This window comes from Conexibacter sp. S30A1, from assembly GCF_023330665.1.
GTDB lineage: Bacteria > Actinomycetota > Thermoleophilia > Solirubrobacterales > Solirubrobacteraceae > Palsa-465.
Map to the genome: position 1 here is coordinate 262,871 of NZ_CP097127.1, position 21,361 is coordinate 284,231.

General features: G+C 68.8%; 22 protein-coding genes, 1 tRNA gene and 1 other RNA gene. 10 read left to right on the forward strand and 14 right to left on the reverse strand.

The genetic code is table 11. The features are described 5' to 3' along the window. Window positions 1-54: 54 nt before the first annotated feature. From M3M54_RS01345 to M3M54_RS01355, 3 genes are read right to left on the reverse strand one after another with little or no spacing between them, the layout of a single operon-like run. Entirely contained in the window at window positions 55-885 is an 831-nt protein-coding gene (locus M3M54_RS01345) for a hypothetical protein (protein WP_249020398.1), read from the reverse strand. Then, window positions 882-3,326: an AAA family ATPase gene (locus M3M54_RS01350; RefSeq protein ID WP_249020399.1), complete on the reverse strand. Its 2,445-nt coding sequence runs from the start codon at window positions 3,324-3,326 to the stop codon at window positions 882-884. The genes M3M54_RS01345 and M3M54_RS01350 overlap by 4 nt, the downstream gene beginning before the upstream one ends. A gap of 37 nt (window positions 3,327-3,363) precedes the next feature. Next, a complete protein-coding gene (locus M3M54_RS01355) occupies window positions 3,364-4,281 on the reverse strand; it encodes an N-acetylmuramoyl-L-alanine amidase (RefSeq protein WP_249020400.1) in 918 nt (305 codons plus the stop codon). A 211-nt stretch (window positions 4,282-4,492) separates the two neighbouring features. Here M3M54_RS01355 and M3M54_RS01360 point away from each other — a divergent pair, with 211 nt between their 5' ends. Continuing rightward, window positions 4,493-5,965, forward strand: coding sequence for a PQQ-binding-like beta-propeller repeat protein (locus tag M3M54_RS01360; RefSeq protein ID WP_249020401.1), 1,473 nt, complete (start codon window positions 4,493-4,495; stop codon window positions 5,963-5,965). On the opposite strand, the gene M3M54_RS01365 is transcribed toward M3M54_RS01360, so the two are convergent. Both M3M54_RS01365 and M3M54_RS01370 read right to left on the reverse strand, forming a co-directional pair. Next, window positions 5,940-6,896, reverse strand: coding sequence for a VOC family protein (locus M3M54_RS01365; RefSeq protein WP_249020402.1), 957 nt, complete (start codon window positions 6,894-6,896; stop codon window positions 5,940-5,942). The genes M3M54_RS01360 and M3M54_RS01365 overlap by 26 nt on opposite strands. A 32-nt stretch (window positions 6,897-6,928) precedes the next feature. Then, a tRNA-Leu gene (locus tag M3M54_RS01370) sits at window positions 6,929-7,013 on the reverse strand. Between the two features lie 109 nt (window positions 7,014-7,122). Between M3M54_RS01370 and lexA the strand changes: the two genes are divergently transcribed. Together lexA and rnpB are read left to right on the forward strand one after the other, a co-directional pair. Continuing rightward, window positions 7,123-7,731, forward strand: coding sequence for a transcriptional repressor LexA (gene lexA, locus M3M54_RS01375; protein ID WP_249020403.1), 609 nt, complete (start codon window positions 7,123-7,125; stop codon window positions 7,729-7,731). 47 nt (window positions 7,732-7,778) lie between these two features. Then, window positions 7,779-8,127: RNase P RNA component class A (gene rnpB / locus M3M54_RS01380), an RNA gene on the forward strand. A 29-nt stretch (window positions 8,128-8,156) separates the two neighbouring features. On the opposite strand, the gene M3M54_RS01385 is transcribed toward rnpB, so the two are convergent. The 3 genes from M3M54_RS01385 to M3M54_RS01395 are packed head-to-tail and all read right to left on the reverse strand — an operon-like array spanning window position 8,157 to window position 10,979. Continuing rightward, window positions 8,157-8,675, reverse strand: a complete 519-nt coding sequence (locus M3M54_RS01385) for a GNAT family N-acetyltransferase (RefSeq protein WP_249020404.1) — start codon at window positions 8,673-8,675, stop codon at window positions 8,157-8,159. Beyond that, window positions 8,672-10,162: a long-chain fatty acid--CoA ligase gene (locus M3M54_RS01390; protein WP_249020405.1), complete on the reverse strand. Its 1,491-nt coding sequence runs from the start codon at window positions 10,160-10,162 to the stop codon at window positions 8,672-8,674. The genes M3M54_RS01385 and M3M54_RS01390 overlap by 4 nt, the downstream gene beginning before the upstream one ends. A gap of 10 nt (window positions 10,163-10,172) precedes the next feature. Beyond that, on the reverse strand, window positions 10,173-10,979 hold the full coding sequence (locus M3M54_RS01395; RefSeq protein ID WP_249020406.1) for an enoyl-CoA hydratase/isomerase family protein: 807 nt from the start codon (window positions 10,977-10,979) through the stop codon (window positions 10,173-10,175). Window positions 10,980-11,263: 284 nt separating this feature from the next. On the opposite strand from M3M54_RS01395, the gene M3M54_RS01400 reads away from it, so the two are divergent. Next, the gene (locus M3M54_RS01400; protein WP_249020407.1) at window positions 11,264-13,081 is read left to right on the forward strand and encodes a phosphoenolpyruvate carboxykinase (GTP); all 1,818 of its coding nucleotides are present in this window, start codon (window positions 11,264-11,266) and stop codon (window positions 13,079-13,081) included. Between the two features lie 141 nt (window positions 13,082-13,222). Continuing rightward, window positions 13,223-13,891: a hypothetical protein gene (locus M3M54_RS01405; RefSeq protein WP_249020408.1), complete on the forward strand. Its 669-nt coding sequence runs from the start codon at window positions 13,223-13,225 to the stop codon at window positions 13,889-13,891. Here M3M54_RS01405 and M3M54_RS01410 read toward each other — a convergent pair. Together M3M54_RS01410 and moaA are read right to left on the reverse strand one after the other, a co-directional pair. Beyond that, window positions 13,833-14,396 (reverse strand): hypothetical protein, encoded by a 564-nt coding sequence (locus tag M3M54_RS01410; protein WP_249020409.1) that lies wholly within the window; start codon window positions 14,394-14,396, stop codon window positions 13,833-13,835. The genes M3M54_RS01405 and M3M54_RS01410 overlap by 59 nt on opposite strands. A gap of 36 nt (window positions 14,397-14,432) precedes the next feature. Next, window positions 14,433-15,449, reverse strand: coding sequence for a GTP 3',8-cyclase MoaA (moaA, locus tag M3M54_RS01415; RefSeq protein ID WP_249020410.1), 1,017 nt, complete (start codon window positions 15,447-15,449; stop codon window positions 14,433-14,435). A gap of 73 nt (window positions 15,450-15,522) precedes the next feature. On the opposite strand from moaA, the gene M3M54_RS01420 reads away from it, so the two are divergent. The 4 genes from M3M54_RS01420 to M3M54_RS01435 are packed head-to-tail and all read left to right on the forward strand — an operon-like array spanning window position 15,523 to window position 18,342. Further along, window positions 15,523-16,014: a hypothetical protein gene (locus M3M54_RS01420; RefSeq protein ID WP_249020411.1), complete on the forward strand. Its 492-nt coding sequence runs from the start codon at window positions 15,523-15,525 to the stop codon at window positions 16,012-16,014. Window positions 16,015-16,057: 43 nt separating this feature from the next. Continuing rightward, a complete protein-coding gene (locus M3M54_RS01425) occupies window positions 16,058-16,852 on the forward strand; it encodes an MBL fold metallo-hydrolase (protein ID WP_249020412.1) in 795 nt (264 codons plus the stop codon). 17 nt (window positions 16,853-16,869) lie between these two features. Further along, complete coding sequence (locus tag M3M54_RS01430; protein ID WP_249020413.1) at window positions 16,870-17,157, forward strand: ATP-dependent Clp protease adaptor ClpS; 288 nt, start codon at window positions 16,870-16,872, stop codon at window positions 17,155-17,157. A 39-nt stretch (window positions 17,158-17,196) separates the two neighbouring features. After that, entirely contained in the window at window positions 17,197-18,342 is a 1,146-nt protein-coding gene (locus M3M54_RS01435) for a CdaR family transcriptional regulator (protein ID WP_249020414.1), read from the forward strand. Here M3M54_RS01435 and M3M54_RS01440 read toward each other — a convergent pair. The 3 genes from M3M54_RS01440 to M3M54_RS01450 form a co-directional block, all read right to left on the reverse strand. Continuing rightward, the gene (locus M3M54_RS01440) at window positions 18,300-18,662 is read right to left on the reverse strand and encodes a hypothetical protein (protein ID WP_249020415.1); all 363 of its coding nucleotides are present in this window, start codon (window positions 18,660-18,662) and stop codon (window positions 18,300-18,302) included. The genes M3M54_RS01435 and M3M54_RS01440 overlap by 43 nt on opposite strands. A 14-nt stretch (window positions 18,663-18,676) precedes the next feature. After that, window positions 18,677-18,868: a hypothetical protein gene (locus M3M54_RS01445; RefSeq protein ID WP_249020416.1), complete on the reverse strand. Its 192-nt coding sequence runs from the start codon at window positions 18,866-18,868 to the stop codon at window positions 18,677-18,679. An 84-nt stretch (window positions 18,869-18,952) separates the two neighbouring features. Further along, complete coding sequence (locus tag M3M54_RS01450; RefSeq protein ID WP_249020417.1) at window positions 18,953-19,906, reverse strand: folate-binding protein YgfZ; 954 nt, start codon at window positions 19,904-19,906, stop codon at window positions 18,953-18,955. Window positions 19,907-19,968: 62 nt separating this feature from the next. Here M3M54_RS01450 and M3M54_RS01455 point away from each other — a divergent pair, with 62 nt between their 5' ends. Further along, complete coding sequence (locus M3M54_RS01455; RefSeq protein ID WP_249020418.1) at window positions 19,969-20,331, forward strand: hypothetical protein; 363 nt, start codon at window positions 19,969-19,971, stop codon at window positions 20,329-20,331. 7 nt (window positions 20,332-20,338) lie between these two features. Here M3M54_RS01455 and M3M54_RS01460 read toward each other — a convergent pair whose 3' ends face one another. Next, a complete protein-coding gene (locus M3M54_RS01460) occupies window positions 20,339-21,322 on the reverse strand; it encodes an ABC transporter substrate-binding protein (protein WP_249020419.1) in 984 nt (327 codons plus the stop codon). Window positions 21,323-21,361 lie beyond the last annotated feature (39 nt).

Consider the following 21,361-nt stretch of genomic DNA (forward strand, 5'->3'; position numbering starts at 1 on the left):
CCAGCTGCTGGTGTGTGCAGGAACAGCACAGTGAGTCGGAGACCGCCGGTCGGCTCACTGCGCGGGCAGCTGTGTGAGCACCAGCAGCTTGCCGCCCACCTGCTGGGCCTCCACCTGCGAGGCGAACAGCGCGTGGGCGGTGATCTGGTCCACGAAGCCAGCCTCTGGGGTGCGGCTCCAGAGAGCCAGCTGCGCCGTCTCAGGCGGATACTGGGCGAGGGTGTGCGAGAGCGGTACGGCCAGCCAGGGTGACAGCTCGCTGCGAACGAACGCCACCGCCACAGTTATCGGCGCGGAGCTAGCTCCGGAGCCGCCGGCGCTCACGGTGTGGCCCGGCGGCAGCACGACCACCACGTTCTGGGTGCCACGGATGTACTTGAGCGTGTACAGCGCCAGTTCGAGCGCTTCGCGTCTGAGCAACAGCATGCGGACAGTCGACGCTTGGCCGGCCAGCTCGCAGTTCTTGGAGCCGAGCCCGCAGACGTTGTAGGCGACCGTTTTGCCGTTGAGCAGCCCGAGCGACTGGGCCTTGCCGGATGGGCTCGAGTTCACCGCGATCGTCAGGCCGCTGCCGGATGACGTGCCCGCTGCGTTCATCTGGGCCACGGTGATCGGCGTGATCACGTCCAGTTGCTGGGAGGTGCTCAGTCGGTAGTAGGGCGCGATGTGCGCCGCGATCTCCGCGACGCCCTCGCTGCCCGAGCTGGTCGGCGTCCAACCGGACCACGCGGGGCCAATCGTCGCGGTGGTGGCGCCGGTGTGGTTGGCCAGCACGATCGCCGCGATCGCGAGCGCGGCCGCGGCGATACCGACCAGGGCAGAGATGGTCGCGCGGAAGCGAAGCGCATGCGGATGCCCGCCGGAGGCGGTGTGGTCGGTTGTCATGCCCCGGGCCAAGTCGCGTCGTTGTAGAGGTCCACCTGCGGGCGCACCAGGCCGACCCGATCCAGCAGGTTGCCAACCTCGTCGCCGTGCATCTCGCGGCGCTCCATCAGTTCGTCTGCGATCTGCTCGATCGCCTCCCGGTTGGTCGCGATCAGGCTGTAGGCCATCACATATGCCTGGCCGAGGAGCTGAGCGACGGCGTCGCGCTTGCCGGGGCTCGAGAGCACCGCGCTGATGGGATCGCCGCTGAGGGGCGAGCCGCCCGAGGCGCGATTCATGATCTGGTTGCCGATCTCCTCGAGGCGCTCTTTGACGCGGTCGCGCTGGTCTGGTTGTTCGCCTGGCCCGAGTCGGCGGCTGGGACGCAGGCTGATCGGCAGCTCCTCCGGTCCCATGCCCCACATGCCAACCATGGCGCTGGCCGTCGCCGTGGCGCTGTACAGGTCGCCGCTGACGCCCTGTGAGTTCTCCCCGTAGAAGACGTGCTCGGCTGCCATGGCGCCCAGCGTCATGATCAGGCTACCCATCACGCGGCCCCTGAAGTGGCTGAAGCGCTCGTCTTTCTCCATCGACTGGTAGTGGCCCAGAGAGCCTCCGCGCTTGCGGATCGACAGCCGCGTGGAGAGCACCTCGTTGCCGAGAAAGACGTGACCAGCCGCCGCGTGGCCGGCCTCGTGGATCGCGACCGCTCGGGTCTCCTCCTCGACGTACTCGATGTTTTGGGCGGTTCCGGATTCCACCGTGGTCATGGCCTCGACGATGTCCCGCCAGGCGAACGCGTGCCTGCCCTCCGAGTGGGCGATCGTCAGCGCCATCGAACAGCACTGTTCGATCATCGAGGGCGAGTAGCCCCCGGTGATCCGGGCCAGCTCGTCGCGGCGATGGTCGGTGTCCAGGTCTGGCTCATGCGCGACCTTGGCCATGTAGAGGTCGAAGATGTCCTTGCGGTCGTCCTTGGTCGGTGTGCGGAACCAGATGTGGCGTCCCATGCGCCCCGGCCGCGTGAGCGCCGGGTCGAGCGCCTCGATCGGCACGTTGCAGGCGCCGATGAAGTAGATCTCCTCGCGCCTGGGCTTGGGCGTCGATAGGCGCAGGCGCAGACTCCCGATTCGCTGCGGCACGACGAACAGCGCGTCGAGAAATGTGTTGAAGCGGTTGATCATGAACTTCTGGAAGACCGGCGGCTCGCCCATCCCGTCCATCACCACCAGCAGTTGGTTGAGCGCCTGGCCCTGATAGCCCATCCCGCCCATGCCGCCGGGGAACACGGCGTTCACGCGAGCGGACACCCGTTGCAAGAAGCCGGTGGTGCCGGATACCGGGGCGCTGCCCGCTCGCGCTGAAAACAGCTGATCACGCCACTGGCGCGTCTCGATCACGACGTCCCCGGTTGGCGTGATCGCACCGCTGGCGCCGAAGAAGAGGAAGTCGTGGATCGAGCTTGGGGTGCTCTGTGAGCCGGCGGTCATCGAGGTGCCGAGCGACTGACGCCGCAGGCCGACGGCGTCGATCTCGTCGATGAAGACGATGCACTGACCGCCCCACTTGCGAGCCAGCTTGCGGGCGCGATGCGCCAACAGCTGGACGACCAGCGCGTCCATGCCCATGAACATCTGTGCAAACCCAGAGCCCGGGATCGTCACGAACGGACAGTTGAAGTTGGTGGCGATGGCCTTGGAGATCATTGTCTTGCCGGTACCCGGGGCACCGAGGAAAAGCAGGCCGCGCTCGCGTTTGCCGCCCGCCTTCTCGAACTCCTCGCCGGACTGCCACAGGGTGATCACGCGGGTGATCTCCTCCTTGGCTTCGGCTTGGCCACGAACGTCGTCGATCTTCACGCCCCAGCTTGCGTCGCCCGGCTCATAGCTGCGGATCCCGCGTGCGGCCATGAACAGGAAGGGGCCGAAGAGGATGAAGACGTTGATGAACAGCAGCAGCGGCAGCTGGACGAAGATCAGCGCCAGCTGCGGCAGCGTGTCTGGCGGGAAGATCGTCCGCAGGCCGGCGAACGGGTTGAAGAAACCAGCGCTCACGCCGGCGAACGCGAACAGCGCTTGGCAGAGCGCCAGCAGGACCAACACAGCCCCGATCCAGATCGGCAGCCGCCTGTACTTTGCGCGCCAGTACCAGTAGCGGCGCCGCGCGACGATGTCCTCCTCCTTGAGCTCGGCGCCGGCGCCGTAGAGGCTTGGCCAAGGCAGGAAGCGCCGCGCGATGACCTCCACGAGACCTCGGAAGAGCACCACGGCGAGCGCTGTCAGCAGGAGCGAGGCGAGGAGGCCGAGGTGGTTGGAGTCGTAAAGAACCAGGAAGAAAGCCGGCGCTGTGAGCAGCGCCACGAACGTGGCCGCGCGCGTCAGCCGTCGCCATTCGTGCGCGAGCGCGCTGGCGTGCTCATTGATCGGGCCGCGGAGCCCGGTGCTCTGCTCGGCGTAAGCCATCGCTTAGGCCGTCAGGGTACCGCCGATCCGGCCTACGTCAATTGGTATGACTTCCGGTGGCGTCGAAGTACTGCGTGATCGCTTCCGCGATGCCGCCCGCGATCACATGCTGACCGAGGCTGCTGTCGGCGATCGAGCCCTCGAAGGGATCGGTGATGAAGAGCGGTTCGATCAGCGCGCCGGGCATCATGCTCGGCGTGTTGAACCAGCCGGGCTTGGCCGGGCCGAGCAGCATCAGGTGGCCGTAGGCGTCACCCGCTGCGGCGTTGACGACGGAGCCCAAGCCGCCGTCGAGCTGTACGCCCTCATTGGGGATGCCCCAGCCGTGACGGTTCATGGCCGTCAGCACGTCGTGCTGCACGAGCTTTGCCAGTCGGAGGTTCTTGGCAGCGAAGGGGCGTGCCGCGTCGTAGCCCGTCACCGAGCCGGCATTGTTGGGCGCTCCGGCGTCAAAGTAGATGCCCACGAGCGCATCGGCATGTCCGCGGTTGGCGCACTGGGCGCGTGCGGCCACGTCGGCATGCACACCCGCGGCGGTCAGCAGGTTGCCGTCAACGTCAGCCTTCGTCAGCCGTGCCACTGAAGTGTCGCGTGTGCGCGAAACTACGACCCGAAAGCCTCTGGCACGGAGGAGTGCCATGGCGTCGAGCTCAACCGGGAGGGTCAGGCGGGCCTCGTAGATGGTCTTGCCGCTCTCGGTGCGACCGATCGAGCCGGGGTCGAGGCCGCCGTGCCCCGCGTCCAGGAACACGGTCAGGTGACGGTTGCCGTGTGTGGGCGCATAGGCCATGCAGGCCGACGGCTCAAAGTAGGAGGCATCGACTGGCACTGCTGCTCTGGCCAATCGCTTGGGGGGCTTGCGAACATGGCTGCGGCTGGCGCTGTGTCCGCCGCTAAGCACACCGGCGCCCACGCCGATCACCACCGCCGCGGCCAGCCCCCAGATCAGGGACATTCGCCGCGCGCCCTGGCGACGGGGTGGGTCACGACGCCGGTGTCGCGCCTTGCGACTGTTTCGCGGGGAGCGGCGAGGTGCCGGACTCATAGCGGCGGGCTGGTCAGGTCTGGCTGGCGAGGCAAGGGCCCAGCGAGCATGACGCAACTCCCTAAGAGAAACATCATCTTCGCGCTGCGCGGCTGTCCGCCGGCGGGCCTACGCTGGTCCTGTGCGACACGGAATGCGCTCGCTCAGGCTGCTGCTGGCTTTAGTTCTGGTGGCCGCGATCACGGGCGCGACGGTCGCCGCCGCGAGCGCCGGACCGGTTGCGCCCTCAGCTTGGACCACCTTCGACTACAACGCCCAGCGGACCGGCGTTGGCCCCAGCGACACCGGTGTCACGGCCGCAGCCCTGGGTTCGCTGCGGCGAACCGTGGTCCGGCTCCCGGGCACGGTCGACTCTGCCGCCGTGGCGCTTACCAACGTCCGTGTGCGTGGCGCGAGACATGACATCGCGATCGTGACGACCTCCTATGGACGCACGCTTGCGCTCAACCTCGCGAACGGACGGATTCTCTGGCAGTTCGCGCCCGCAAGCGTGCGCTCGCTCCAGGGCGGGCCGCAGATCACAACCGCGGCGCCGGTGCTCGACCCGAGTCTTGCCTATGTGTACGTGACCAGCCCCGACGGTTACGTGCACAAGCTCAGGGTTGCCAGCGGCCGGCCCGTCTGGAGCACGCGCGTAACCGCTGCGCCGGCGCGCGAGAAGCTGGCGGGAAGTCTGAACCTCGCGGATGGTGAGTTGATCGTGGTCACCGGCGGCTACTACGGCGACGTTCCCACTTACCAGGGTCACGTCGTCACGATCGACCCGGCGACCGGTGTCATCACGCACGTCTTCAACACGCTCTGCTCGAACATCAAGCGGTTGATCGAGCCGCCAACGCGCTGCCGGGCGAGCGATTCTGCGATCTGGGGTAGGCCCGGCAGCGTGGTCGTGCCGGGCACCGGCGACATTCTGGTTGCGACGGGCAACGGGCCGTTCAACGGACGCACGGCTTGGGGGGACAGCGTGCTCGAGCTCTCGCCGGCGCTGCGTCTGCTGCGTCACTGGACGCCGGTTGACCAAGTCCAGCTGAACGCGGACGACAAAGATCTCGGCAGCACGGAGCCGGCGCTGCTACCGACCCACGGTGGGGTGCAGTTCGCCGTCCAGGGCGGCAAGCAGGGCGTGCTCAACCTGCTCGACATCAACCGTCTGGCCAGCAGCCGCGGGTCCGGTGGTTCCCGCACCGGGGGCTCGCTGCAGACCATCGCGGGTCCCGGTGCCACCGACATCTACAGCCAGCCCGCGGTTTGGCGAGCACCGGGCGGCAGGGTTTACGTGTTCGTCACCAGCAACAGCGGGACCGCCGCCTACGCCCTGACGGCGGCGCGGCGTCTGCGCGTGGCGTGGCAGAACGGCCAGGCGGGAACGAGCCCCGTCGTTGCCGGCGGCCTGCTTTATGTCTACAACCAGTTGCAGGGGGTACTGAACGTCTACAACCCTGCAAACGGGCATCTGTACCGGGCGCTGCCGGCGGCGCCCGGGCACTGGAACAGCCCGATCGTGCTCGCTGGCACGATCGTTCTGCCCGTCGGTGACGACAACGCACACCTGCGCACGGGCGAGCTGTTCATCTACCACCTGCCGCGTCGCTGAGGCCAGCGTTCGCTGTGGCGCGCGGATTACGAAGCGGCGTCAGCGTGCGCTCCAGCCGGGTGCGCAGGTGCTCGTGCTGGGTCGGCAGGCACAGGCGTTCGCCGAGGTGCTCTGGATCCTCGTCGACGGCGAATCCCGGTGAGGTTGTCGCGAGCTCAAAGAGGATGCCCTGCGGCTGGCGGAAGTAGATCGAGTGGAAGTAGTCGCGGTCGATCACGGGCGTGACCGTCATGCCCACGTCGAGCAGGCGCTGACGCCAGACTGAGTGGTCTGAGTCGGCCGCGTGCCAGGCGATGTGGTGCACGGTCCCCGCGCCCTGAAGGGCATGCTGGGCGGTGTTCTCGTAGGTCCAGCGGAAGCGGCGCGTGGGCCCGTCCAGCAGGTAGCCGCCGCCGGTGTCGGTCGCGGTGAAGCCGAGGGTGTCGGTGAGCAGTTGCGCGTCGGCCTCTAGCGGACGGCCGATGTAGGCACGCGCACCCTCCACGCCGGTGATCGCGTGCTCCGGGGGGATCGCATGATGCGTGGCTGTGAGCGGGGCGTTGTGCGGGTCGGCCGTGACCAGTTCGAGCGAGAGGCCGTCTGGGTCGGCGAGCTTCAGCGAGTCGCGTGCGGGACGGTGGTGGGCATGTCCGTGCTCGGCGAGCCGCTGCTCCCAGAAGTCCAGCGCGCGCGCGTGGGGCACGCCAAGCTCGATGGTGTGGACCGCGCCCGCGCCTGGGCGTCCCCGGGCTGCGCCGCGGAATTCAAACCAGGTCAGGATCGATCCCGGCGTGCCCTCCTCGTCGCCGAAGTAGAGGTGATAGGCCTCGGGGGCGTCAAAGTTGACGGTCTGCTTGACCAGTCGCAGCCCCAGCACGTCCGCGTAGAAGTCGACCACTCGCTGCGCGTCGCCGGTGATCATCGTGATGTGATGCATTCCGTCGAGTCGCATGCCCGTCCACCGGTCGCTTCCGCTGTCTCCAGTGCGCCCGAGAGGACTCGAACCTCCACGAGCTAAGCGCTCACAAGGCCCTCAACCTTGCGCGTCTACCAATTCCGCCACAGGCGCCTGGGGCGCCGAGTATAGCCGTGGCCGACGGCTTCCGTCCTGGCGTCAGGATATGGTTCGAACACGTGTTCGCCACAGTCTCGGGACGGTTCTAGGAAGGAGCCAGCGGATGGACCTGACCAAACGTCAGCAGGAGATCATCGACTTCATCAAACGCTACGCGGAGGACCACGGCTATCCCCCCACGGTGCGCGACATCGGTCGCGCGGTTGGGCTCGCGTCGTCCTCCACGGTGCACGCGCACCTGGCCAATCTGGAACGCCTTGGTCTGCTTCGCCGCGACCCGACCAAGCCACGCGCGATGGAGTTGCTGGATCGCGCCGGGGCGCTGGCCAGGGGTGTGGTCGGCTCAGGTCTACCGCTACTGGGGCAGGTGGCTGCCGGCACACCCATTCTGGCGCAGGAGAATGTCGAGGAGTACATCGAGACGCCGGTGGCGTGCGGCGGTGACCGTGGCGAGTATCTGCTGCGAGTCCGGGGCGAGTCGATGAAGGATGCCGGCATCCTCGATGGCGACCTGGTGGTGGTGCGTCCGCAACAGACCGCTCGCGACGGCGAGATCGTTGTTGCGCTGATCGATGATGAGGCGACGGTCAAGCGCTTCTATCGCGAGGGCGATCATGTGCGGCTTCAACCGGAGAACGCGCTGATGGCTCCGATCATCGTGCGCGAGGTCAATGTGCTCGGCACAGTGGTGGGGCTGATGCGCAGCATTTAAGCGTCCGGGCGATCGACGCGGCGAGGTTGGACGCTATCCTGCGGACCGCAGGCTGAGCAGCCGCGGAGGTGTACGCGCCTTCGAGGAAAGTCCGGACATCACAGGGCAGGGTGGTCGGTAACGCCGACCCGGGGAAACCCGCGGGAAAGTGCCACAGAAAAGACACCGCCTAAGCCTCGGTGCAAGTCTCGACGTGATACGACGGGGCTGACGAGGCCGGTAAGGGTGAAATGGTGCGGTAAGAGCGCACCGGCGTCGCGGCGACGCGGCGGCCAGGTAAACCCCACCCGATGCAAGGCCGAGCAGAACCGCTTGTAGGTTGCCCGCCAAGGTTCGGGTAGGCCGCTTTAGATGGATGGCTGCTCCAGACAGGATCCGGCTTACAGGCCTGCTAAGGAGGGTCCCCGGGGCAGCCCGGGGACCCTCTAATCTGCGCTGCCAGCCGCCGCCACCAGCGCCAGCGCTGCGCCGCTCAGGCGGTGGTTGGTCCACTCCTCGAGTACGGTCGCTCCAAGCTTGCGGTAGAAGGCGAGGGCGGGCTGGTTCCAGTCAAGCGCCGTCCAGCCGAGACGCGTGCGGCCACGCTCCAGGGTGATTCGGGCCACCCGCGCCAGCAGCGCCTGACCGACTCCGGCGCGTCTGTGCTCCGGCAGCACGAAGAGGTCCTCAAGCCAGATCCCCGGCTCGCACTCCCAGGTCGAGAACGTGCCGTGAAACAGCGCAAAGCCAGCGGGGACGCCGTCCACCTCCGCGATCAGCGCCTCGGCCGCGGGCTCGCTGCCAAACAGCCAGTGGCGCAGCTGCTCCGGGCTGCCGGTGACCTCGTCGGGGGCCCGCTCGTACTCCGCCAGGGCTCTGATCAGCGCAAAGATCAGCTCGACGTCCGCGTCGCTCGCGGTCCGGATCTGCACGCGGGCCGTCAGCTGTGACGGACCGTCGCTCACGCCTGCACCGGCGGTTTGATCTCGCGCTTGAGAATCTTGCCCGTCGGGCCCTTCGGGAGCTCGTCGACGATCCAGACCAGCCGCGGGTACTTGAACGCGGCGACGCGCTCGCGCACGAACCCCCGCAGCTCCTCGGCGGTGGCGCAGGCGTCCTGCTTGAGCGCGATCGCTGCCCCAACCTCCTCTCCGTACTGATCGTGCGGCACGCCAACGACCGCAGCCTCTCGCACCGCGGGGTGCTCGTAGAGCACCTCCTCGACCTCGCGCGGATAGACGTTGAAGCCATTGCGGATAATCATGTCCTTCTTGCGATCGACGATGAAGAAGTAGCCCTCGGAGTCGACCCGCGCCAGATCACCGGTGTGAAACCAGCCGCCGCGCATCGCCTCGGCGGTCGCCTCGGGGCGGTTCCAGTAGCCCTTCATCACGTTGGCGCCACGGACCACGATCTCACCGATCTCGCCCGCAGGCAGATCGTGGTCGGCCTCGTCCACAACGCGCATCTCGACCCCTGCGATCGGCGTGCCGACCGACCCCGGCTTGCGTTCGCGGTCGGGATGGTTGAAGGAGGCGACCGGCGAGGTCTCAGACAGGCCGTAGCCCTCGAGGACCGCGCAGCCGAACGCCTGCTCGAAGCCGCGCATCAGCTCCACCGGCATGGAGGCACCGCCGGAGCCGCAGACTCTGAGCGCCGAGGTGTCGTAGCGATCACGGTCGGGCAGGTTGAGCATCGCCCCGTACATGCTCGGCACGCCCACGAACACCGAAACACGGTCGCGCTCGATGATCTCGAGCGCCTTGCGCGGCTCAAAGCGCGGCAGCAGCGTGAGCAGCCCGCCGGCCAGCACACAGCTGTTCATCGCGCAGGTCTGTCCAAAGGAATGAAACAGCGGTAGCGCCCCGAGCACGACCACGCCGGCGTCGAGTGCGAACAGGTCGCGCGAGGCGGCGCAGTTGCTCAGCAGGTTCGCGTGCGTGAGCTCGGCGCCCTTGGGGTGTCCGGTCGTCCCGGAGGTGTAGAGCAGCACGGCGGTGTCATCCGGCTCGCGCGGGATCGGCCCCTCGGCGGGTTCAGATGCGAACAGTGTCTGCTCAAACTCGCCCGGGACGACACTGATCGTCTCACAGCCGCTGGCCGCGCCGGCCGGCTGCGCCTCGCCGGCAAAGTCGTGCCAGACGAACATCAGCTTCGCGCCGCAATCGCGCAGGTAATACTCGACCTCGCGGCGCTTGTTGAGCACGTTGAGCGGGACCGCGATCGCCCCCGCCGCCAGGGCGCCGTAGTAGATCGCCGGGAAATAGGGCACGTTGGGAAGCATCAGCGCCACACGGTCGCCCGGCTGCAGGCCGTGTGCGCGCAACAGGCCCCCCAGCCGCATCGCGGCCTGCTCGAGCAGGCCGTAGCTCAGCTCGTAGTCGTCCAGCTTGACCGCAAGCCGCTCGGGGCCCTGTGCCGCGGCGTCGCTCAGTATTGCTGCCAGGTTCATCTGTGTCTCCTCACTCTCCGGTGAAACTCGCGGGGCGCTTTTCCAGAAATGCCCGCACGCCCTCGACAAAGTCGGCCGACTGTGCGCGCTGCTGCTGCAGCTCGGCTTCGAGCTCCAGCTGGCGTTCTAGCTGCGGCAGGACACCACGGTTCAGCGCCTGCTTGATCGCCGCGTGGGAGCCGGGGGCGCCGTGCGCCAGCCGGTTTGCCAACGCCGCGGTGGCGGCCGCCAGCGCTTCGGCATCGGCGTAGACATGATTTGCCAGCCCGCAGGCGGTCGCCCGCTGCGCCTCCAGCGGCTCGGCCAGCAGGCCCAGCTCGGTGGCGATCCCGAGCCCGGCGCGCGCCGCGACGAGCACGGAGGAGCCGCCGTCGAGCGCCAGGCCGACGCTCGCGAATGCGAGCAGGAAGTAGGCGCCGGCGTCGGCGAGCACGATGTCGGCGGCGAGCGCAAGCGAGCAGCCGAAGCCGACCGCGCCTCCGTGAACCGATGCGATCACCGGCTTTGAGAGCGTGCGGGTGCGCAGGATCAGCGGGTGAAAGACCTCGCGCAGCGGTGTCAGCAGGTCGGCGCCGCCGTCCGCGCCCCAGGCTGCCACCTGCCTGAGGTCCGCCCCCGAGGAGAACCCGCGCCCGGCGCCGCGCAGCACGACCGCTCGCACCTGCGGCTCACGCTCCGCGCGCTCCAGCGCGGCCAGCAGCTCGTGGGCCATCTGGGGCGTGAACGCATTCAGCGAGCCAGGGCGGTTGAGGGTAATCCAGGCGACGCGCTCCTGGAGCTGCACGTCGATGCACTCAAAGGCCAGTGAGGCGCTCATCTCGACCCAGTATCGCGCGCGGCCCGAGGCGGCGGTGGCCCGCCTGTGGCGGCGGTGGCCCCGCGCCGTCGCATAACTCTCATATCGAAACCGTCTGGCCCGGGGCTGTTCACGTTTTGTTTATGCGGGCACCTCGGTTAGCATGCCGTATGCCACACGGCGCCCGCCCAAGGGCCGCAGCACCTCTGAATGTGCCGATGCGCACGAACGCAGCAGCGTCCGTGCGACTTCGGGGTTAATTGATCTCGACGGAGAGCAGCAGCGGGAAGGAGCAGGACCCGGACATGACACAGACCGTTAATGAGCAGGAGGGCCGGACCAGCCACGCAGGACTCCGCGCCTGGGTTGATGAGGTCGCGGCGCTCACGCAGCCCGACGAGATCTACTGGTGCGACGGCTCGCAGGCGGAGTACGACCGGCTCGCGCAGGAGCTGATCGACGCCGGCACCTTCGTGCGTCTGTCGCCGGACAGGCGGCCGAACTCATATCTGGCGCTCTCGGACCCGGCTGATGTCGCGCGCGTCGAGGACCGCACGTTCATCTGCAGCGAGCGTGAGCAGGACGCCGGCCCGACCAACAACTGGGTCGATCCCGCCCAGATGCGCGAGACCCTGCATGGACTCTTTCAGGGCAGCATGCGCGGGCGCACGATGTACGTGGTGCCGTTCAGCATGGGGCCGCTGGGCTCGCCGATCTCCTACATCGGCGTCGAGCTGACCGACTCCCCCTACGTGGTCGTCTCGCAGCGGATCATGACCCGCATGGGCCAGGCTGCGCTCGACGCGCTCGGTGACGACGGTGACTTCGTCCCCTGCGTGCACTCGGTCGGCATGCCGCTGCAGTCGCCGGCCGAGGATGTGCCGTGGCCCTGCAACGCCGAGAACAAGTACATCGTTCACTTCCCGGAGACCCGCGAGATCTGGTCCTACGGCTCGGGCTACGGCGGCAACGCACTGCTCGGCAAGAAGTGCTTCGCATTGCGGATCGCATCGGTCATGGCACGCTCCGAAGGCTGGCTGGCGGAGCACATGCTGATCCTCAAGCTCACCTCGCCTGCGGGGTCGGTCCGGTACGTGGCCGGGGCCTTCCCGAGCGCCTGCGGCAAGACCAACCTATCGATGCTCGTGCCGACGCTGCCGGGGTGGAAGGTCGAGACGATCGGCGACGACATCGCCTGGATGAAGTTCGGCGCCGATGGACGCCTGCGCGCGGTCAACCCCGAGTACGGGTTCTTCGGCGTTGCGCCCGGCACGAGCGCGACATCCAACCCCAACGCGCTCGCGATGACGGCTGGCAACACGATCTTCACCAACTGCGCGTTGACCGACGACGGCGACGTCTGGTGGGAGGGCATGACCGCGCAGCCGCCGGCGCACGCGACCGATTGGCGCGGAGAGGACTGGACTCCGGAGAGCGGGACGCCGGCCGCGCACCCCAACTCGCGCTTCACCACCCCCGCGGCGCAGTGCCCGTCGATCGCCCCCGAGTGGGAGGACCCGGCCGGCGTTCCGATCGACGCCTTCCTGTTTGGCGGGCGACGAGCGACGGTGGTGCCGCTCGTACACGAGGCGCGCGACTGGCGCCACGGGGTGTTCCTCGGCTCGATCATGTCCTCGGAGACCACCGCGGCTGCCACCGGAGCGGTTGGCACGCTGCGCTTTGACCCGATGGCGATGCTCCCGTTCTGCGGTTACAACATGGGCGACTACTGGCAGTACTGGCTCAGCCTCGAGACGCGCGAGGGCGTCCAGCTGCCGAAGATCTTCTATGTCAACTGGTTCCGCAAGGACGCCTCGGGCCACTACCTTTGGCCCGGCTTCGGCGAGAACTCGCGCGTGCTCGCGTGGATCTTTGGCCGCTGCGAGGGCAGCGCCGCGGCCGTGGAGACCGAGATCGGCCTGCTGCCGCCGCTTGGCGAGGGCGGCATCGATGTCAGCGGTTTGGGGCTCAGCGAGTCCGCGCTGGCGGAGCTCCTGGCGGTCGACGCCGAGGGCTGGAAGCAGCAGATCCCCCAGATTCACGCCCACTACGCAAAGTTCGCCGGGACCCTGCCGGCCGAGCTCGCCGACCAGCTCAGCGAGCTCGAGCAACGCCTGGGCTGAGCGGCCACGCTTGCACTGATCCCATCCGACGCCGGCCTGCTCGCCCTGCAGGCCGGCGTCGTCGCCGGACCCCGGCCGCTTGACGCGACCTGGCAGACGCGCCTGCGGTGGCTGCGCGGGCGGGGCTGGGCACTGATCCCGGTGGCGTCGATCGTGGGCGTGATCTTCGCGATCCGTTACGCCTCGGCGACCGCCACCTGGCTCACCTATCTGGCGCTGGTGGCGGTGCCGATCCTGGCAGCCCTGGCGCTCGGCTGGCTGGCGCGCGGCGCCAGACCGTGGCTGGCTGCGCTTGCGCCGGTGCTGTTTGCCGTGGCCTGGCTTGCACCTGCGAGCCTCGTCGGCGAGGCGGCTGCGGCGCTGCTCTCGGCCCTGAGTTGCGTGACGCTCGGCGTCCTGTTGGCGGCCGTGACACCGTCACGGTGGCTGAAGCTCGGGATCCTCGCGATGTCGGCAGCCGATGTTTGGCTGGTCGCCTCCGCCCAGCTGCAGGCCCCCAACGCGGTGCTCGTGGCGGCTCGGCCCGGCGGCGGCCTGCCGCAGCTGCAGAGCGAGCAGTTTGGCAGCATGACGCTCGGCTACGGCGATCTGTTCGTGGCTGCGCTGCTCGGCGGGGCGCTCGCACCCCGCCCCCGCGTCCAGCGCCTGGCGGCGGCCGTGACGCTCGCGGTCGCGAGCGGCTTTGACCTGCTGTTTTTGGTCGTCTACGAGCTGCCCGCAACCGTGCCGGTCGCGTTGGCGCTGGTGCTCGTCAGTGTGTGCTGCGACCGGTCGAAGCCGGCGGACGCGACTCCTCCGCCAGTGACGTGATGGCCAGCGTGCCGCGGGCCGCCTGCTCCAGCACCTCGGTCGCCTCCTCGGCGCTGCGCGCGTAGAGCTCGACCAGCAGGTGCACCACGATCCGCTCATCGTCGTGCTTGTGGAAGCGCACGTGGGTGAAGAACTCGCGTGTGCCATGGTCGCCGAAGGCCGCGTAGGAGAGCGCATCGCCGGCGTCGGGGCCCGAGCAGGTCTCGACCTCGTCCGCGCCCACCGTGACGGTGCACGAGGCGATCCACGGCGTGCCCGTGATCATCCGCTCCCAGCGGTCCTCGATCGGCTCCACGCGGCCGTTGTGAAAGCCGAGATGCGGCTGGTCGTGCATGCACTCCAGGCACTGCACGACCGCCTCCTGCATCTCGTCGACGACCTCGGTGCGCTCACCGGTCTCGGGGTCGATGCGGTGAATCCCCTCGTAGTGCAGCTGGACCTCGAGGTTCTGTGACCAGCAGCGGTAGCAGCGAAGCCAGCTGCGAACCTCGGTTGAGCGCTCCATCGGCCCGATTCTAGACGCGCGCCGTCGCTTGGACGCTCAGCCGCCGATCGCCGACATCGTCCGCTCAGGCTGGGTGAAGCCCTGCTCACCGATGTGGTGCTTGAGCTCCTTGAGCCAGACCGCCTCGCGGATGATCTGCTCGAGCTCGGCGTCGTCGGCGCCAGCTCGCAGCGGCCCGCGCAGATCGGTCTCCCGCAGCGAGAACAGGCAGGTGCGCAGGCGGCCGTCGGCGGTCAGCCGGATGCGGTTGCAGTCGGAGCAGAAAGGCTCGCTGACCGGGCTGATCAGGCCGATGCGTCCCCTGCCGTCGGCGAAGCGGTAGACGCGAGCGGTGGCGCTCGGCTCGCGCTCAAGCGCCTCGAGCGGATGCAGCGCGTCGATCAGCGCGTGCAGCTCGGCGCCGCTCAGCACCCGCTCTGAGCTCCAGGCGCGGTCGGCATCCAGCGGCATGAATTCGATGAAGCGGACCTCATACGGATGGGTGCGCGCCAGCTTCACGAAGGCCGGCACCTCGTCCTCGGTGAAGCCGCGCAGCGCCACGGCGTTGACCTTGATCGGGTGCGCCTGCGGAAACTGCGCGAGCATCTCCAACCCGCGCAGCACCTGGGCGAGCGCGTCGCGCCGGGTGAGCGCGTAGAAGCGGTCGCGCTGCAGCGAGTCGACCGAGACGTTGAAGCGCAGCTTTGCGCCGCCGGCCCGCTGGCCGGCGGCTACAAGGGCCGCCGCGTCCCGCTCGAGCAGGTAGCCGTTGGTCGTGATCGCCACCTCGTGCAGGCCCTCGGTGGCCGCCAGCATCGCCAGCAGGCGGGGAAAGTCGCGGCGCACCAGTGGCTCTCCGCCTGTGAGCCGGAGATCATGCACGCCCAGACTCGCGAACAGGGCAACCAGGCGCGCGATCTCCTCGAAGCTCAGCACGTCGGCGCGCTCGAGCCAGGGCAGGCCCTCGGCCGGCATGCAGTACTGGCAGCGGAAGTTGCAGCGGTCGGTCACCGACACCCGCAGGTCGGAGATCAGCCGACCGTGGCCGTCGATCAGAGGCTCGCTCGCTGACATCTTCAGACGATCGATTGTAGGCGTGGCCGGCGCGCTCACCATTCCGCTGCGCGAACGGTTAGCCTGTGAGGTTATGAGTGAAGAGCTGACCAGGGGCGGGGAGTCGCTTTTCAAGCTCGCTCGCCGCGGCTACGAGCGCGAGGATGTGGACGCCTACGTGGCAACGCTGCAGCGCCAGATCCGTGAACTTCAGGCGCAGCTTCAGGCGCACCTGCAACACGGGCCCGATGACGCGGTCCGAGAGGCACTTGAACGGGTGGGCGCCGAGGTCGTGAGCGTGCTCAAGCAGGCCCACGACACCGCTGGTGAGATCGTCGCAGAGGCGGAGCGGGAGGCCGCCGAGGAGCGCGCCCGCGCCAAGCGCGAGGCCGCGCACGTTACCGCCGTGGCGGAGCAGCGCGTGCACGAGCTAGACCTGGACACGGATCGCATCTGGGGTGAGCGCGAGCGGATCGTTGCCGACGCGCGCGACCTTGCCCGTCAGCTCATCCAGCTGGCCGATCAGGCCGCCGCTCGCTTCCCGAGCGACGGCGAGGCCACCGCGGCGCTGAATGCGCGCAATTGACACCCAGCATCTGGGTCGGCGCCGTTGGATCTGCTGCTGGCAGGTGGGGGATGTTCTGATCGACCCGGGGCCGACGCTCGCGCTCGAGCACGTGCTTGCACAGCTCGACGGCTTCGAGCCACGGGCGCTGCTTTTGACCCACATCCACTTCGACCACGCCGGTGGTACCGGCACGCTCGCGGCGCGCTTCCCGCAGGCCGAGGTGTATGTGCACGAGCGTGGCGCGCCGCACATGGTCGACCCGACGCGGTTGTGGGCGAGCGCCGCACAGCTCTACGGCGAGCAGAACATGCTCTCGCTCTGGGGCGAGTTCGTGGCGGTGCCGCAGGAGCGCCTGCGGATCCTGAGTGGTGGCGAGACGATCAAGGTCGGCGCCGATCGCTTTGACGTGCTGTACACCCCGGGCCACGCCAAGCACCACGTCACCTATATGCACGAGGGCACCGCGTTCGCCGGTGACGTCGCCGGTGTGCGGATCGACAGCGCGACGCCGACGCTGCCGCCGACGCCGCCGCCTGACATCGACATCGAGGCCTGGCACCGTTCGATCGAGCTGATCCGCGCGCAGCGGCCGCAGCGGCTGGCACTCACCCACTTCGGTGCCTACGACGACGTCGAGCGGCAGCTCTCAGAGCTCGAAGGGCGACTCGATCGCTGGGCGCGGTCGGCCCGCACGCAGGACCGTGACGCCTGGGTTGCGGATGTCGAGCAGGACGTTCGCTCGGCGGTCAGCGCGGATCAGCTCCAGTCGTTCCTCGCCGCCATGCCGATCGACCAGTCCTACGCCGGTTTGCGGCGCTACTGGGACCGGAGCACCCTTCACCGCCAGCCAGAATGACGTTATTGTTGCCGCCGATGTCACAGACCGTGGAATTGCCAAGTGCACGCGTGCCGGGCGGCGGCACCGGCGGCCAGTGGCGGGTCGTGGTGCTCAACGACCACCACAACACCTTCGACCACGTCGCTGAGACGCTGGCCACGTATCTGCCGGGGGTGACGCTGGCCCAGGGCTACCGGCTGGCGGATCGCATCCACAACGACGGTGTTGCGATCGTGTGGAGCGGGGGGCGCGACGACGCCCAGACCCACTGGGCCAACCTTGACGGCGCCGGTCTCACGATGGCGCCGCTCGAGGAGGGCTAGGGCACGGCCTCGCAGCCCTGGCATGAGCTGCCAGGCGAGGTGGCGCAGGCGATCAGGCCGCTGCTGCCCGCGCTCGCCGACGAGATCATCGCCGCGGTCGGCTCGATCCCGGCCTACCAGCGCCCGCTCGAGGGCGACTTCGGCGTCGGTGTGCGCGCTGGTGTTGAGGCGGCGCTCACGCATTTGGTGCTGGAGATCGAGGCGGGTGGGCCGGTGCCCCGCTCGGATGTCTATCGGCGCTTGGGGCGCGGCGAGATGCGCGCGGGACGCAGTCTGGACGCTCTGCTTGGCGCCTACCGTGCAGGCGCTCGGGTCACCTGGCGGCGGGTGGCGAGGGCCTGCGAGGAGCGGGGCATTGCGCCCGCGACCCTCTACCTGTTGGCCGAGTCGATCTTCGCCTACATCGACGTGCTCTCGGCCGAGTCGGCGGAGGGCTATGCGCTCGAGCAGACGCGCAGCGCGGGCGAGCTCGAGATGGCCCGCAGGCGCCTGGTCAGGCTGCTGGTGCGCGACCCGCCGGCCGAGCTTGAGATGGTTGAGCTGGCGGCCCGCGAGGCGGGTTGGGAGCTGCCGCGCCAGCTCACGGCGGTGGCGATCGAGGTGCCCGCCGGCACGGCGCTGCGGCTTCCCGCCGGCGCGATCGCGGAGCGTGCAGGCGAGGTGCTGTGCCTGATCGTCCCGGATCCGCTGGCGCCTGGGCGTCAGTCGCAGATCGAGGCGACGCTGCGCGGCGCGGGCTTTCGGGCAGGCGTCGGGACGACGGTCGCGTGGCGCCAGGCCGCGCTCAGCTTTGCGCGAGCACGAGCTGCGCTCGCGCTCGCGCTCGCCCGCGCGGAGCCGCTAGTCAGCGCCGACGAGCACACCGGTGAGCTGCTGCTCGCCGCCGACCCGGTGTTGGCGGCCGAGTTCGCCGCCGCCCAGCTGGCGCCACTTGGCGACCTGTCTGCCGGTGGGCGCGAGCGGCTTACCACGACGCTTGCGGTATGGCTTGACGAGCAGGGACGGCTGGCGGCGGTCGCCGCCCGGCTCGGTGTGCATCCACAGACCGTCCGCTACCGGGTCGAGCGCCTGCGCGAACTCTTCGGAGCGCAGCTGGATGACCCTGACGGGCGCTTCTGGCTGGCGCTGGCGCTGCGCGTGGCTCAGACGCCCGCGGCAGGGACCGGCTCGGGCGCAGACGCCTGATCGCTGCTGTCCCGGGGCAGCTCTTCAGCCGCGTACTCGTCGTGCCAGACGTAGGTGATCGGCACCTGGTACTTGCCCGAGAAGCGGGCGCGGAACTCGCGCATCTCGGGGCCCTCCCAGTAGCGGTACCAGTCGTCCTTGGAGTCAAACCAGATCTGTTGCAGGATCCGGTACTGGTCATCGCGCGAGCGGTGCACCGCATAGCGGGTGGCACCGTAGTCGAGCGCCGCCGGCGCGGCCATCCGCACGACCCCGTCCACGAACATGTCGCCGCGCAGCACGGTTGCGTACCACTGAATGTGCATCACGCCCTTGGCCATGTCGAGGCCTGATCTTACACGCAGCGGCGCCGCCGCAGGTCGATCTGCCGGAGCTCCACCTGGAGCGTCTCCCAGGACTCGAGCTCGACGCGCTCGTAATCGGCGCCGGTCAGGTCATGCAGGTCCTGGTAGTACTGCGTCCAGGCGCGCTGCGTCTCGGCTTCCAGCTGGCGCAGGACATCGTTATCGGGGGCGATCGTGTTCACGAGCTGCTCCTTAACCTCTCCTTTGACACCACCGATGGTAGGCGCTCGCGCGGTCGCTGACGGCTAAGGGCAGGTTAGAGCTGCCTAAAGGAACGGCAGCTCGCTGACCACGGCCTCAACCCCGGGGCCAGCCGCGATGGTGCTGCCGACCGGCGCCTCGCGCCGCACCAGTGCCAGGCCGATCGGACCGAGGCGAGGAGACACGGCAGCGCTCGTGACGGTGCCCACGACGCGTCCCTCCAGCGAGAGCTCGGTGCCGGGCGCGAGCGGTTCGGTCGCCCGCAGGCCCCGCAGCTGGCGGTTGGGCTTGCCCTTGTAGTAGAGGCGCGCGACCGTCTCCTGACCGACATAGCAGCCCTTGGTGAACGACACGGCGCGCTCGTTGAGCCCTGCCTCCTGGGGAATGACGCTCTCGTCCAGGTCGATCCCGTAGCGCGGGCGCCCGCGCTCGATGCGCAGCGTCTCCGCGGCCTGCTCGTCGATCGCCGCGGCACCGGCCGCAAGCACGGCCCCGCGCACGGCGTCGCCATGCTCGCAGGCGAACAGCAGGTCCACGCCCAGGTCGGTGCGGATCGCCCGTACGCTGACAGCACCGAGCGACACCGGCGCGTGATCGTGCTCGGTGGGGCCGAGCGTCGTACCGGCGCCGGCGATGAGCTCGTCGGCCAGCGGGCCGACGAGCGAATAAAGGCCGCTCTCCAGGGTGCGCTTGTGCAGCTCCACGTCGTAGCCCAGGCGATAGCGGTGGATCAGGTTGAAGAGCGCCTGCAGCGCCACGCGCTCGGTGTCGAGCAGGAGCTCGTCACCGGCGTTCAGCACGCGCACGTCGCCAAGCATCTTGCCCTTCGCTGTCAGGAAGGCGGCGTAGGTGCCGTGGCCGGGGGTGAGTGCGAGGATGTCCTGAGTGAGCTGGCCCTGCAGAAACTCCTTGGCGCCCTGGCCGGTGAGCGCGAGCTTGCCACGCTGCGAGCGGTCCAGGAGGCCGACCGACTCGGTGGCTACGCGATAGTCCCGTTCGAAGCCTGTGATCGTGCCCATGCAGACCAAGCGTGACACAGCCGTGAGGCGCGCGGCGTGGCGGCTCGCTAGTGTTCGCGGCGATGGCGTTGGCACAGACCTTCACCGACCTGGTGCAGTCGCTACCTGACGACTGGAGCTACCTGGAGTTCGACCTGCGCATCTTCGACGAGCGCCGCTACGTCGAGGCCGCCACTCTGCTTGTCACCTGCAACGCCCAGCCCTACTCCCGGCGTGACTGGCACTGGCGGCTGCGGGTCGCCCATCGCTTCGGCCACGCCGCCTCGGTGCCGGCGGTGCACGCGGCGCTGACGCTGCTTGATGACGCGGGCATCGACGGTGAGCTGGCACTGCGCGAGACGCGCACCGGTCGCGTCGAGGTGGTGCCGATGTGGGGCCGCACCGAGTCGGTGCGCGAGGAGTTCCGGGTTCTGAGGGCGCAGTAGCGCCGCCTCAGCGTGGCACGAAGCTCGGGTCGAACATCGTCGCGATGTCGGGGCGGCGCTTGACGATCCCGAAGCGCACCTCCCAGCTCGCCCAGCGGCTGAGCACGCTGTGCTTGAGCGCGCCATAGGGGCCACCGCCACGTGGCAGAAACGCCGGCAGCTCCACCTTGAGCTGCTGGCTGACGGCCCTGCTCGACAGGCCGCTGACCTGTGACTCCAGATAGTGCTCGCCGGCCACCGGGTGGCGCAGCACGAAGCGGTAGCCGTCAACCAGCGTGTGCACCACCGCGCGTGCCAGGCCAGGGTCGCGCTTCAGCAGCGATGCGGTTGTGGTGAGCACCAGCTCCGGGTAGGACGGCGCGCAGAAGTCCTGCACGCGAAAGACGTTGAACGGAGGGTGCTGGTGGGAGAGCTGCACGCCCTCGTCGTTCCAGAACGCGGTTGCGGCCGCGACGTGGCCGGACAGCAGGTCGGGTACGGCGTTGTAGCCGATCGTCACGGTCTTGAGCGTCCGCGGCTTGCCGCCCGCGCCTGCGACGACCGAGTCGAGCACCGCCAGGTCGCTCGGGTCGCCGGTCACGCCGATCGTCTTGCCGTCGAGCTCGCGCGGGTTCCGGTAGCGCGGCTGGGCGATCACCGCCGCCAGTGGCTGCTGCTCGAGCGCCATGATCCCGACCAGGTGCCGGCCCTGCTCGTCGGCGATCGCCAGGTCGTGGATGTCGAGGATCGCGAACTGCACACGGCCGGCGGTGAGCAGCGCGATCGCGTCGGTGCTCTGGCCGGGGATGCGAACCTGCAGGTGGATGCCGTTGGCGGTGTCGTAGTGGCGTGCGAGCGCCGTGTAGATGCCGGTGTGGATCGCGTTGGGCGTGAAGTCGAGGATCAGCGAGGCCGTCGGAAGCCGGCTGGCGGTGGCGGTGGCGCTGGCGGCCGCGCCGGCGCTGAGCGCGAGCGCTGCGACCAGGGCGAGCAGTGTGCGTTTGGTTCTCATGCTCGGCCGAGGATAGGCACCTCCTAGAATCTGAGCTTC